The sequence below is a fragment of the Streptosporangium sp. NPDC051023 genome (assembly GCF_040689595.1).
GTDB lineage: Bacteria > Actinomycetota > Actinomycetes > Streptosporangiales > Streptosporangiaceae > Streptosporangium.
In genome coordinates, this window is record NZ_JBFBCE010000026.1 from 72620 (window position 1) to 85053 (window position 12434).

General features: G+C 70.6%; 11 protein-coding genes and 1 pseudogene. 9 read left to right on the forward strand and 3 right to left on the reverse strand.

The window, feature by feature from the left end; genetic code table 11:
* Positions 1 to 150: 150 nt before the first annotated feature.
* The 4 genes from AB0395_RS19015 (at position 151) to AB0395_RS19030 (ending at position 5341) form a co-directional block, all read left to right on the forward strand.
* Entirely contained in the window at positions 151 to 2052 is a 1902-nt protein-coding gene (locus tag AB0395_RS19015; protein WP_366282190.1) for an acyltransferase family protein, read from the forward strand.
* A 49-nt stretch (positions 2053 to 2101) separates the two neighbouring features.
* The gene (locus AB0395_RS19020) at positions 2102 to 3232 is read left to right on the forward strand and encodes a glycosyltransferase family 4 protein (protein WP_366282191.1); all 1131 of its coding nucleotides are present in this window, start codon (positions 2102 to 2104) and stop codon (positions 3230 to 3232) included.
* On the forward strand, positions 3217 to 3957 hold the full coding sequence (locus tag AB0395_RS19025; RefSeq protein ID WP_366282193.1) for an acetoacetate decarboxylase family protein: 741 nt from the start codon (positions 3217 to 3219) through the stop codon (positions 3955 to 3957). Before AB0395_RS19020 ends, AB0395_RS19025 begins: the two co-directional genes overlap by 16 nt.
* Positions 3958 to 4165: 208 nt before the next feature.
* Entirely contained in the window at positions 4166 to 5341 is a 1176-nt protein-coding gene (locus AB0395_RS19030) for a serine hydrolase domain-containing protein (RefSeq protein ID WP_366282195.1), read from the forward strand.
* Positions 5342 to 5530: 189 nt separating this feature from the next.
* Here the strand turns inward: AB0395_RS19030 and AB0395_RS19035 are convergent, their stop codons facing one another.
* Positions 5531 to 6406 (reverse strand): sugar kinase, encoded by an 876-nt coding sequence (locus AB0395_RS19035; RefSeq protein WP_366282196.1) that lies wholly within the window; start codon positions 6404 to 6406, stop codon positions 5531 to 5533.
* 289 nt (positions 6407 to 6695) lie between these two features.
* On the opposite strand from AB0395_RS19035, the gene AB0395_RS19040 reads away from it, so the two are divergent.
* The 4 genes from AB0395_RS19040 (at position 6696) to AB0395_RS19055 (ending at position 10387) form a co-directional block, all read left to right on the forward strand.
* Positions 6696 to 7424, forward strand: coding sequence for a FadR/GntR family transcriptional regulator (locus tag AB0395_RS19040; RefSeq protein WP_366282198.1), 729 nt, complete (start codon positions 6696 to 6698; stop codon positions 7422 to 7424).
* A complete protein-coding gene (locus tag AB0395_RS19045) occupies positions 7421 to 8248 on the forward strand; it encodes an ATP-binding cassette domain-containing protein (RefSeq protein WP_366282199.1) in 828 nt (275 codons plus the stop codon). The genes AB0395_RS19040 and AB0395_RS19045 overlap by 4 nt, the downstream gene beginning before the upstream one ends.
* Before the next feature lie 174 nt (positions 8249 to 8422).
* The gene (locus tag AB0395_RS19050; RefSeq protein WP_366282201.1) at positions 8423 to 9256 is read left to right on the forward strand and encodes an aldo/keto reductase; all 834 of its coding nucleotides are present in this window, start codon (positions 8423 to 8425) and stop codon (positions 9254 to 9256) included.
* A gap of 237 nt (positions 9257 to 9493) precedes the next feature.
* On the forward strand, positions 9494 to 10387 hold the full coding sequence (locus AB0395_RS19055; protein WP_366282202.1) for a TIGR03620 family F420-dependent LLM class oxidoreductase: 894 nt from the start codon (positions 9494 to 9496) through the stop codon (positions 10385 to 10387).
* An 81-nt stretch (positions 10388 to 10468) separates the two neighbouring features.
* Here the strand turns inward: AB0395_RS19055 and AB0395_RS19060 are convergent, their stop codons facing one another.
* Positions 10469 to 10888 (reverse strand): VOC family protein, encoded by a 420-nt coding sequence (locus AB0395_RS19060; RefSeq protein WP_366282204.1) that lies wholly within the window; start codon positions 10886 to 10888, stop codon positions 10469 to 10471.
* A 147-nt stretch (positions 10889 to 11035) separates the two neighbouring features.
* On the opposite strand from AB0395_RS19060, the pseudogene AB0395_RS19065 reads away from it, so the two are divergent.
* A pseudogene (locus tag AB0395_RS19065) lies at positions 11036 to 11287 on the forward strand (HTH domain-containing protein); the annotation flags it as partial.
* 204 nt (positions 11288 to 11491) lie between these two features.
* Here AB0395_RS19065 and AB0395_RS19070 read toward each other — a convergent pair.
* Positions 11492 to 12373 carry a glycosyltransferase family 2 protein gene (locus tag AB0395_RS19070; protein ID WP_366282258.1) on the reverse strand — a complete coding sequence of 294 codons (882 nt, stop codon included), beginning with the start codon at positions 12371 to 12373 and terminating at the stop codon, positions 11492 to 11494.
* Between the last annotated feature and the right edge of the window lie 61 nt (positions 12374 to 12434).

The following is a 12434-nucleotide window of genomic DNA, read 5'->3' on the forward strand; positions in this document are numbered from 1 at the left end:
CGGTGCGCTCATGCGACATCGACTCCAAGAGCGTTTATGGTGGTCCGATCGGTGCGGCGATCCCCGCCATCCCGGCCGCGCCCCCGGCGGGCGACCCCGCCGGTGTGCCCGACCTTCCCCGTCTCCGACAGATAGCTGAGCGTTTTCCCCGTGAGTGACACCCGATTCCCTTCCCAGGTACCGACCCCCGGGGACGACGGCGCCTCCGGCGCCGGAACCGGCAGGTCAGCCGACGGACAGGGGCGGAGACCCACTCCGTGGCCGACGCCGGAGCACGCACGGCCGTCCACGCCTCCTCAGGGCCCGCCGCCGGAGCACGCGTGGCCGTCCCAGGGGCCGACGGAGCCGGCGCCCGAGCCGACCGGCCAGGAGCCCGCGACCGGCTGGGGCACCCGCGCGGGCGGCTGGGACAACGGGAACGGCTGGAACGGCGGGAATGCCGGCGATCCCGTCCCCGGCGGCGGGAAGGGGAAGGACTCCGACGAGGAGGCCGGTGAGATCACCGCGTGGGGCTATCCCGCCTACCGGGATCCCGAGCCCGCCCAGAAGCCCGGCAGGCCGTACCCGGACGCGCGTGCTCCCCACCCGGCCCCATGGAACCAGGACCCCGGCCTGCCGTACCCGGACGCGCGTGCTCCCCAGCCGGACCCGTGGAGTCAGGAGTCCGGCGCCGCGCGGGCTCAGGCGTGGGCCTCGGGCGCTCCGCCGGAGGCCCCCCGCCCGCAGGAGATCCCGGCGACCACAGAACGCCCCTTCTCCTACTGGGAGAACTCCAACCGGGAGCACTGGGACACCTCGGGCCAGGACCGGGACACCGTGACCGCCTCCCCTGCGGACCACGGCCCGCCGTCCGCCCCCGCCTCCCCATGGCACCGCGAGCAGCAGTCGGCTCCCCTGCGCCTGGACGACTACACCCGGCCGCAGGGCCATCCGGACGGCCACGCCCGCGGCCCCGGCCTCCCCGGCCTGCACCGGTTCCAGGAGCCGGAGCAGGAGCCGCGCGCCCAGGAGGAGGCCGCTGCTCCGCCCGCGAGGAAGAAGCGCGAGCCGTACCTCGACAACGTGAAGTTCGTCCTGATCGCCCTGGTCGTCACCGGCCACTCGCTGGTGCCGACCCTGGCTGCGCACTCGGCCAAGTCGGCGTACCTGTTCATCTACACGTTCCACATGCCGGCGTTCGTGTTGATCAGCGGCTACCTGGGCCGTAACTTCTGGAACTCGAACGCGAAGATCAACAAGCTGGTCGACACCATGCTGGTCCCCTACGCGTTCGTCGAGATCGGCTACGCCCTGCTGCGCTACGCGCTGGGCCAGAAGTGGACCCTGACGATCATCGACCCGGCCTGGCTGAACTGGTATCTGGTCGCCCTGGTGCTCTGGCGGATCTCCACGCCCATCTGGACCCGGATGCGGCAACCGCTGCTGGTGGCGGTGACCGTGTACATGGCGGCGGGCTTCTCCGAGATCTCCGGTGACTTCAGCCTCGACCGTTTCTTCGGCCTGCTCCCGTTCTACGTGTGCGGCCTGCTGCTCAAGCCGGAGCACCTCGACCTGCTCAAGCCGCTCTGGGTGAGGATCACAGCCGGAGTCGTGGTCGTCGCCGCCATCGCCGTGGCCGTCTACATCGCCCCCCGCATCGGCCTCGACCCCGTCTACTACCGCTACAGCTTCAAGTACATGCACATCAGCTGGTGGATGGGCATGATCGTGCGCGCGGGCATGCTGGTCGCGGGACTGGTGCTCTCGGTCGCGCTGCTCGCGCTCGTGCCCAGGCGCGAGACGTGGTTCTCCGACCTCGGCACCCGCACGCTCTACGCCTACCTGCTGCACGGCGTCATCGTGCTCATCGCCAAGGACCAGGGCTGGCTGAGCCTCCCCTGGCTGTACGGCCCGCTCGGTGTGCTGGCGATCGCGTCGAGCGCGCTCGTGCTGGCGATCATCCTGTGCCTGCCGCAGACCCGTACGCTCTTCAAATGGCTGCTCGAGCCGCGCCTGGTCTGGCTGTACCGCAGACCCTCCGACAGGGAGAGTTCAGCCGCAGTTCCCCGGTAATTAACTCAACACATCCGGTGAGGACGGAACCGGCACCCAGCATCGGCATATGCGGGTATGTGTCGGGACGATTGTCCATCACCCCGAAGACGCCCGGATCATGCATCGGCAGATCCGGTCGCTTCTCGATGCCGGGCACGATATCACCTATGTCGCGCCCTTCACCGACTGCAACGTCACCCCGGATCCCCGGATCCGGGCGATCGACGTTCCCCGCGCGGTCGGGCGCCGTCGCAGACGCGCGCTGAAGGCGGCCCGGCAGGCCCTCAAGCGCGGGGTCGAGGGCGCCGACCTGCTGATCGTCCATGACATCGAGCTGCTGTTCCGGCTGCCGAGGCGCCGCCCGGCCACCGTGTGGGACGTGCACGAGGACACGGCCGCCGCGCTGGAGGCCAAGGAGTACCTCCCCGAGGTGCTGCGCCGTACGCTGCCGTCGCTGGTGCGCCGGATCGAGGCGCGCGCCGAGCGCCGCCTGCACCTGATCCTGGCCGAGGAGGCCTACCAGGAGCGGTTCGCCAAGTCCCACCCCGTGGTGCTCAACACCACCTACGTGCCGCAGCGCCCGCCCGCACCGTCCGGCGGGAACCGGGTGGTCTACGTCGGCCACCTCTCCAAGGCCAGGGGCGCCGTCGAGCTGATCGAGCTGGCCAGGCGGCTGCTGCCACACGGGATCAGGACCGACCTGGTCGGCGCCGCCGACCAGGAGATCCGGCCGCTGCTGCGGGAGGCGCAACGGGAGGGCGTGCTCGACTGGTACGGCTACGTGCCCAACCAGCATGCGCTGCGGATGGCGGAGGGGGCGATCGCGGGCCTTTCCCTCCTGCACGACGTGCCCAACTACCGGCAGTCGATGCCGACCAAGGTCGTCGAGTACATGGCCAGGGGGCTTCCCGTGGTCACCACGCCGCTGCCCGCGGCGGCCTCCATGATCGACCGGGTCGGCTGCGGCGTCGTCGTGCCGTTCGGGGACGTGGACGCGGCGCTGGCGGCCGTACTCGGGCTGCGGGACGACCCCGGCGGGGCCTCCGCGATGGGCAAGCGCGGCTACGAGGAGGCGCTGTGCCACTATCACTGGCCCGACCACGCGGGTGAGTTCGTCGGCCGCCTTGAGGAATGGGCCGGCAAACCGGTGACGTCCAGCAGGGAGATTGGTGTACTGGAAGCATGGCACGCCATCTGATCCAGGGACGTGAGATCTCCACACCGGTGCGCATCCGCGACGCCACGGCATGCAGCGCCTCGTACCTGGTTCGGGCGGACGCGGCGCGGGCCGTGATCGCCTACTCGGGACTGGACGTCGCCGAGGTGCTGCCGGGGAGGGCCCTGTGCACGCTGGCGTTCACCGACTACGCCGACGGCGACCTGGACGCCTACCGGGAGTTCGTCGTCGCCTTCCTGACCAGACCGCCTGACGCGGGACCACCGCCCAGGGCGCGGAGCCTGCGCGCCAACCTGTCCGAGCTGTACAGGACCGGGGCGGGAGCGTTCGTCCACTGGCTCCCCGTCGACCGGAGCTTCACCATGGAGGCGGGGCGCGCGATCTGGGGCTTCCCCAAGGAGATCGCCGACATCGACCTGCGCCTGTCGACCCCGTACAAGCGGTGCGTCGTCCGCATGAACGGCCGCCTCGTGCTGGACCTGCTCGTCAGACCCGGTATGCCGGTGCCCCCGGCGGGCGCCCTCGTGCCCGCGGAGGCCTACAGCCATCTGGACGGCGTCGCCCGCCGCATCCCTTGGTCGACGACCCCTCGCGGCCTCCGCGTCCGTCCCGGCGGAGCGCTGATCCGCCTCGGCAATCATCCGATCGCCAAGGAGCTGAGCGAGCTGGGCCTGCCGAAACACGCCCTGCTGAGCAGCACGGTCTCCCGCCTCGCCATGACCTTTGGTGAACCCAAGCAGCTGTAGTCCGTCTCCCGGACGACCACGGCCGGGAGCGGTCGTTCGAGCCCGGGACGCCGCGCCTCCTTCTTGAGGGCTTGGGACACCGCGTCTCCTCCTTGAGGAGGACGCCCCGCGACGGGAAACGGGCGTCTCCCGAAGGCGCTGCAGGAGGAGCGGCCGTATTCCTTTGGCCGATGAGCCGGAACCCCTCGCTCGGCGACGATCAGGAGCCATGAGAACAGCACTGATGACAGCCGCCGCCGTACTCGGACTGGCCGTTCTGCCGGCCTCCTTCGCCCAGGCCTCGACCGGGAGCACGGCCGGGAGCACGGCCGGGAGCACAGCCGGGAGCACAGCCGGGAAGACCGGCGGGACCGGCGCCGCGAGATGCGACACGGCGAAGCTGCGGCAGGCGATGGACAAACTGGTCAAAGCAGGTGACGTTCCGGGGATCGCGATCACGGTCTCCTCGCCGGACTGCGGGCGCACGACGCTGGGCAGCGGCCTCGCCGACAAAAAGACCGGAAGGAAAATGCGCGGCGAGGAGCGGTTCAGGGTCGGCAGCACCACCAAGACCTTCACCGCCGTCGTCGTGCTCCAGCTCGTCGGTGAGGGGAAGATCGACCTGGACGGCACGGTCGACTCCTACCTGCCGGGCGTGCTCCCCGACACCACGACCACCGTCAGGCAGCTCCTGCAGCACACCAGCGGGCTTGCCGACTACACCACCTCCAAGGAGTTCGCGGACGGGGAGAAGAACAGGTTCAAGCACTTCGAGGCCGCCGACCTGGTGGCCGCCGCGCTGCGGATGCCCAAGCCGTCCGGGCCGTGGCACTACTCGACCACCAACTACGCCCTCGCCGGAATGATCGTCGAGAAGGTCACCGGTCACGACATCGGTCACGAGATCACCCGGCGGATCATCAAGCCCCTCGGGCTGCGCGGCACGATCTGGCCCGGCGACAACGCGAAGATCCCCGGCAGGCACGCCAGGGGATACTTCTCCTCAGAGGGCGAGCTCTACGACGTCACCGAGTGGAACATGTCGTTCACCGGCGCGGGCGGCGCGCTGGTCTCGACACCCGCCGACCTCACCCGCTTCTACGCCGCCCTGCTCGGCGGCAAGCTCGTCGGCAAGGCCGAGCTGGCCCAGATGCGCACGACCGTGGCCGCCGACCCCGCCCGCATGTGGCCGGGGGCGCAGTCGGGCCTCGGGCTCTACGGCACCCGGCTGAAGCACTGCCGGGGGACGTGGTGGGGCCACGGCGGCGGCTTCCTCGGCTACCGTACGCTCTCCGCGGCCACCGACGACGGGCGCCAGGTGTCACTGGCCGTCAACAGGCACCCGAACGAGGTCACCCCGCAGTTGCTCGACCTGGTCGACTCGACACTGTGCGAGCTCCACTGAGCTGTGTTGATGGCGACGCCCGCGGCGTCGATGGGCTTGGGCGCTTTCGAGTCGGGGTCTTTCCTCGTCGTTCGGTCGCTTCGCTCCCTCTTCTCAGTCCGGACACCGGCGCGCCCAAGCCACAATCGGTCCCGACGGCATGGGGAGGCGAACCGGTCGACGATCATCGTCTGATCCGGGAAGCACTTCTCAGCCGTCGAGGTCGAGCAGCGGTAGCTCGGCCCTTGTGGGCAGGCCCTGCCAGTCGCTGGGGCTTGAGGCGGCGAAGGCCGCGAGCAGGGCGCCCCTGCGCAACCGGTCGGCCGGGTGCAGCCGCTCCAGCAGGGCGCTGAGATAACCCGCGACGAAGGCGTCTTGCGAGCCGCCGGGATCCACGACGGGCGTGGCGAGACCGGGGGCGTCATGACGGACGCCGTCGACCCGGACGCTCGCGCCCCTGACTCCCCTGAGCACGACGACCTGTCTGCCGCCGCCGAGCGCGGGCTTGACCAGGTCCAGCTCGCTCTGCCGTACGAACAGCAGGTCGGCCGAGCAGGCCAGCGTGCTGAGGATCTCCTCGGCCTCCCGCAGGTCAGGCCAGAGCTGGTCGCGGTAGTCGACGGCCACGGAGACGACGACCCCCGCGTTCTGCGCGGCCCGCACGGCGGCGTGCATGGCGTCGCGCGCGTTCAGGGCGGCGGTGATCCCGCTGATGTGCAGGATGCGGGCGGTCGCGATCCGGTCGACGGGAACGTTCCCCTGCGCGAGCCTGGCGCCGTTGCGGTAGTAGGTGACCCGCGCCGCCTGGCCCAGTCTGGTCTCCCGCAGCACCATCCCGGTCGCGGTCCCGTCCTCGACCCGGGAGTCCGTGACGTCGACGCCCTCACCGCGCAGCGCGGTGAGGATCCGCGCGCCGAGTTCGTCGCCGCCGACCTTGCCCAGCCAGGCCACCCGGTGCCCGAGCCTGGCCAGCCCGACCGCGACGGTGAACTCGGCCCCCGCGACGTCCAGCCTGGCCTCGTGCTCGTGGCGAATCCGGCCGCTGGTGACAACGGCGAAGGCCTCGCCGAGGGTGTAGACGTCCACGCCGGAACCTTTCGCGGCGCCGTACGACGCCGATGGAGCCATGTTCGGATCCGGCCCCGAGACCCGTTCGGATAAGGGCCGGAACCCGAACTCTAGCGACATGTCCCCGGCCGCTTCCGCCGAGGAGCGGAAAGAGATCGGCCGGTGACATCGGCGAAACGGACGACGACGCGGGCGATCCGGTCCGGCGACGGGTCACGACAAGTCCTCAGAGGTCTGAGGACCTGCTATCGTCCCTGGTGTCGAAGGTGTCGTTCCGCGATGCCCGGAAGCGATGGTGGGGTGAGAGATGGCCGAGCCGTCCGGACTGCGGCACGGGCCTGTCGTGCCGCAGCTGGAGAACCTCCTGCGTGAGCTGCTCAGGGACAGGCGCTGGAAGGCCGGTGAACGGCTGCCGAGCGAGGTACGGCTCGCCGAGGAGCTGGGCGTCGGCCGGTCCTCGGTGCGGGAGGCCATCCGCCTGCTGGCCCGCGACGGCCTGGTGGACGTACGGCACGGCTCCGGCACCTTCGTCACCGACCTGCCCCCCGACGACGAGGAGGCGCCCGACGTGCGCAGGCTCCTGCGCCGGGCCCGGCTGCTTGAGGCGTACGAGGTGCGCAGGGCGCTCGAGGTCGAGGCCGCCAGGCTGGCCGCGCAGCGCATCCGTCCCGAGGACGTCGAGCGGCTGCGGGCGAGGCTGCACGATCGTCAGGAGCGGATCGACGGCGAGCCGTCCGCCTTCGTCGACGCCGACCTCGAGTTCCACCGCGCGATCGTCGAGCTGTCCGGCAACGCCGTCCTGGTCGGGCTGTTCACCGTGGTGCGCCCCGTGCTGCGCGAGGCGCTGATCGAGATGGTCGCGCACGAGCCCGACCTGCCCGATGTCTCGTGCGCCCATGCCGACGTGCTGGAGGCGCTGGCCCGCGGCGACGTCGAGGGCGCGATCACCGCCACGGTCGACAACCTGGAGAACACCATGGCGTTCATCCGGGCCAAGACGGCGAGCCAGGAGCGGTCGGAGGCGGCGGAGCGATGATCCTCTCTCGCCCCTCGGACACCGGTCCCGTGCTGCGGGCCGACGACGTCGACGTCGTCCGTGACGGCGTCCACCTGTTGCGATCGATCTCCCTGACGGTGCACATGGGTGAGCACTGGGCGCTGCTCGGCGCGAACGGCGCGGGGAAGACCACCCTGCTCAACCTGCTGGGCGCGCTCACCCATCCGACGCGCGGCGTCGTCGAGGTGCTCGGGCGCAGGCTGGGCCGGGTCGACATGCGGGAGCTGCGTTCCTACCTGGGCCACGTCGACCCGCGTCACTCCCCCGATGCGCCGTTGCGGGTCAGAGAGGTCGTCCTGACCGGCCTGACGAACACGATCGCGCTCGTGCCGCGCTGGGCGCCGACGGCGGAGGAGGCCGAGCGCGCCGACCACCTGATCGAGGTGCTCGGCATGGGCGCCAGGAGCGACGCGCGCTGGCCCACCCTGTCGCAGGGCGAACGCGGCCGGGCCCTGATCGCCAGGGCGCTCATGCCCCGGCCCCGGCTGCTGCTGTTCGACGAGCCGGCGACGGGCCTGGACCTGGCCGCCCGCGAGCAGCTTCTCAGCAGCATCGACATTCTCAGACATGAGCATCCCTCGCTGGCCACGGTCCTGGTCACCCACCACCTGGAGGAGCTTCCCGCGAGCACCACGCACGCGATGCTGCTGCGCCGGGGACGATGCCTGGCCTCGGGCCCGGTCGCCGACGTCCTGACCACCGGCCGGATCAGCGCGTGCTTCGACCACCCCGTCCGGATCACCCGGAGCGACGGGCGCTGGAGCGCCAAGGCGGACGCCGTCCTGGCCCTCGGCACCCCCTGAGACCCCGCCCGCCCACTGTCCGCCATCGTCCGGCCCCCGCTCGGCCACCGACGCCCCACCCCGTCCGCCCTGGTCAGGAGTGTCGCGGTGCACACCGCCTCACCTGTTAAACGGCACGAACCCGGGTACCGGCATGCTTGGAGCTCAACACACCAGACATCAGGGGGAAATCGAATGACCTCGGTACCCACCATCAGGTTGAACAACGGTGTCGAAATCCCGCAGCTGGGCTTCGGGACCTTCCAGATCAAGCCGGACGACACGAAGGAGGCGGTCCTCACCGCGTTCGAGGTCGGTTTCCGGCACATCGACACCGCCGAGATGTACGGCAACGAGAAACAGGTCGGCGAGGCGGTCAGGGCGTCCGGCCTCGACCGGGGCGACGTGTTCGTCACGAGCAAGCTGAACAACGGCTTCCACGCCCCCGACGACGCGCTGAAGGCGTTCAACCAGTCACTGGAGGACCTGGAGTTCGACTACCTGGACCTCTTCCTCATCCACTGGCCGCTGCCCGACGTCGGCGACTTCGTGGAGACCTGGAAGGCGATGGAGGAGATCTACCGCTCGGGACGCGCCAAGGCGGTCGGCGTCTCCAACTTCCATCCGCACCACCTGCGGCGGCTGCTCGAGGAGACCGACACCGTGCCCGCCGTCAACCAGATCGAGGCACACCCGTACCTGACCCAGGACGAGCTCAGAGCCTTCGACGCCGAGCACGGCATCGCCACCGAGGCATGGTCGCCGATCGCGCAGGGCAAGGTGCTCGACGACCCGACGATCACGCGGATCGCCGGACGGCACGGCAGGACGCCCGCCCAGGTGACGCTGCGCTGGCACCTCCAGCGCGGTGACATCGTCTTCCCGAAGTCGGTCAGGCGCAGCCGCATGGAGGAGAACTTCGACCTGTTCGGTTTCGAGCTCACCGAGGAGGAGATCGACGAGATCACGCGGCTCAACCGCGACGAGCGGGTCGGCCCCGACCCGGACACGTTCAACCGGATCCTGTAGGCGGACAGCCGGATCTCGCGAACAGAACAACACAGAACAACGCGACGGCGGCGGCCATCCGGGCGGATGGCCGCCGCCGTCGCGCGTTCGGGCGCGGAACCTCCGCGGGTTGCGAAACGGAGCCATGCTCCGTATCGTGACACACGTCAAGCGGAGCCATGCTCCGTATCGTGACACATGCCAAGCGGAGCCATGTTCCGTATAGCGGATGCTCCATACAGCAGGAGGTGTGCGGCCATGAGCGTGGAAGAGATCCGGCGGCGGCTGGGACGGTTCGGCGTGTGGATAGCCCCCGCGACCCTGCTGGCGACCCCCGTCAACGTGCAGCGCGAGCAGTTCGGCCGCATCGAGCGGCTGGGATACGGCTCGCTGTGGAGCGGTGAGGTCCCGGCGAACTCCCCGGCCTCCGGCCGCGAGGCGTTCACGCAACACGGCGTGATGCTGGCCTCGACCGACCGGATCGTCGTCGGCACGGGGATCGTCAACATCCAGATGCGCGACCCGGTGGCCATGCACGGCGGTGCCGCCACCCTCGCGGAGGCCTATCCCGGGCGGTTCGTTCTCGGGCTCGGCGGGCACACCGGCGACCGCCCGCTGAACCGGCTCCGGGAGTATCTGGACGCGATGGACGCCGCCGCGGCGCGCTGGCCGTTCGAGATCCGTTACCCCCGCGTCCTCGCCGCCCTCGGCCCCAGGGCGCACCGGCTGGCAGGCGACCGCACCGACGGCGTGCACCCCTTCCTCCAGCCGGTCGAGCACACGGAGAGCGCGCGGGCGGCGCTGGGCCCGGACAAGCTGCTGATCCCGCACCAGATGGTCGCGCTCGAAACCGACGCGGCGCGCGCCAGAGGCCAGGCCCGCGCCATCCTGCCCCCCGTCTACCGCAACGTCGAGACGCCGTACACCAGGAACTACCGGCGCCTCGGTTACGGGGACGACGACCTCGCCGACGAGCGCAGCGACCGGCTCATCGACGCCACCCTGGCCTGGGGGGACGAGAAGGCCGTCGCCGCGCGGATCCGCGCCCACCTGGACGCGGGCGCCGACCACGTGCTCGTGCACCCCCTGGCGGCCGATCTGCCCTCCGCGGTCGACCATCTGGAACGACTCGCGCCCCTGTTGACGGCGTGAGCGTGCTCCTCGCGCCCTCCACCGGCACATCGTCCACGGGCCGGGCTCCAGCTCGTGGACGACGGCCCTGGGCGGCAGGGGTCAGGCCTTCCCCACCGAGTCCAGGACCTCCAGGTAGTGCCGGTTGTACATGACGCCCAGGATGTTCCCGAACGGGTCGGTCACGGCGGCGGTGACGAACCCCTCGCCCCGTTCCTGGGGAGCCTCGTACTCCTTCGCCCCCAGGGCCAGCAGCCTGTCGAAGGCCGCCGTCACGTCGTCGACGTGCCAGTACACGATGGCGCCGCCCTGCCTGTCCTCAGGACCGCCGGGCGCGTAGCGGCTGTCGATCAGGCCAAGCTCGTGCTGGTAGTCACCGAGCCGGAACTCGGCGTACACCGTCCGCCCGTCGGGCCCCGGCCGGTTGAAGTACGCCTCGGTCCCCAGCAACTCGGCATACCACTGCTTCGCCGCCTCAACGTCGTCCGCCCAGAAGCTGACGGTGGTGAGTCCTCGCAACATCCGCGTTCCCTTCGTCATCGCGAACGCCCGCCATCACCGCGAACGCCCGCCGTCACCGCGAGCGCTCTCCGCACCCGCACCTCATGCCGTACACGGTAGGAGCCCTTGTGGAATGTACGGTTCCTCAATGCGTGGCAGACTGAGAAGATGCTGGAGACCTCGGTTCGGCTGCTCCGCCTGCTGTCGTTGCTGCAGGCACGGCCCGGCTGGTCGGGCGCCGAGCTGGCCGACCGGCTCTCGGTGACCACCAGAACCGTCCGCAACGACATCGAACGGCTTCGCCTCCTCGGCTACCAGGTCCACTCGACCACCGGGACCGCGGGCGGCTACCGGCTCGGCGCGGGCGGAGCCCTGCCGCCGCTGCTCCTCGACGACGAGGAGGCCGTCGCGGTCGCCGTCATCGATCCCCCCGAGCTCCGCGCCCTCCTGCGCACCCTCGCCGACCGCTACGCGGCCGCGGCCCGCTGACGAGTCACGAGGCGACGAAGAATGCCCTGGAGCGGCGTCCGGCGGCGGCCTCCGGACCGCCCAGGAAGCCGGGTCCCGCGCTCAAACCCTTCGCGGGCCCGTCCGCGGAACCCTCGCCCGGCCCTGTAGCGGGTGTCAGACGATCGGCGGGCGGCCGAGGCGGAGCATCCGCCAGGCGGTCTTCCAGCCCATCGGGCGGCGCTCTCCCGCAGGCTCCCGCAGGCCCTCGGTGAAGCCCGTGAACCAGGCGCGCAGCGCGGGCCGGGAGCGCTCTCGCAACAGGGTGAGAGCGATCCAGTTGAGGAGGTAGAGCGTGGCCAGGGGCCACGGGAGGTTGCGCCGAGCCAGCCAGACGCGGTTGCGGGCGTTGAGGCGGTAGAAGTCCGCGTGACGGGTCGGCGGGACCTGCGGGTGGTACATGACCGTCTGCGCGTCGTACTCGATGCGGTACCCCTCACCGAGCAGCCGCCAGGCCAGGTCGGTCTCCTCGTGGGCGTAGAAGAAACGCTCGGGGAGACCGCCGACCTGGAGGAAGGCGGAGCGGCGGATGGCGCAGGCACCGCCGAGGAAGGTGGTGACCGGTGAGGACCGCTCAGGGTCGCCCGCGCGCAGGCGTGGGACGTGGCGGCGCTGGCCGACACCGCCCTCCGGGTCCATCACCCGGAACGAGACGACCGCGAGGTCGTGCTCGGTCGAGAAGCGCTCACGCAGGTGGGAGACGAGGTTCGTCGCGCCGTACCAGCCGTCGTCGTCCAGGAAGAGGACCACGTCGCCGGAGCACTCCTCGACACCGCGGTTGCGGCCCGCCGGGATGCCGGTGTTGTGGCTTAGCCTGACGGTCTTGATCGAGGCGGCCGAGCCCGCGGGGACGCTGATGGGCAGCTCGGGGACGTCCGCGCCGTTGCCGACGATGACGACCTCGACGTCGCCCTCGGTCTGGTTGAGGGCGGACTCGACGGCCCGGGCCAGCTCGGGAACCCGGTTTCCCATGGTGAGGATGACGCACGAGATCTTCAACGGGTCATCGCCTTGACGCGTCGAGAGCACGTGCGGAGCATACTTTCATGATCACCGAGTC

Excerpts from the sequence above, each read along its gene's own strand:
- AB0395_RS19030 (WP_366282195.1), top strand. The coding sequence starts at position 4,166 with ATGAGAACAGCACTGATGACAGCCGCCGCCGTACTCGGACTGGCCGTT.
- AB0395_RS19045 (WP_366282199.1), top strand. The coding sequence starts at position 7,421 with ATGATCCTCTCTCGCCCCTCGGACACCGGTCCCGTGCTGCGGGCCGAC.
- AB0395_RS19050 (WP_366282201.1), top strand. The coding sequence starts at position 8,423 with ATGACCTCGGTACCCACCATCAGGTTGAACAACGGTGTCGAAATCCCG.
- AB0395_RS19025 (WP_366282193.1), top strand. The coding sequence starts at position 3,217 with ATGGCACGCCATCTGATCCAGGGACGTGAGATCTCCACACCGGTGCGC.
- AB0395_RS19055 (WP_366282202.1), top strand. The coding sequence starts at position 9,494 with ATGAGCGTGGAAGAGATCCGGCGGCGGCTGGGACGGTTCGGCGTGTGG.
- AB0395_RS19020 (WP_366282191.1), top strand. The coding sequence starts at position 2,102 with ATGCGGGTATGTGTCGGGACGATTGTCCATCACCCCGAAGACGCCCGG.
- AB0395_RS19060 (WP_366282204.1), bottom strand. The coding sequence starts at position 10,888 with ATGTTGCGAGGACTCACCACCGTCAGCTTCTGGGCGGACGACGTTGAG.
- AB0395_RS19040 (WP_366282198.1), top strand. The coding sequence starts at position 6,696 with ATGGCCGAGCCGTCCGGACTGCGGCACGGGCCTGTCGTGCCGCAGCTG.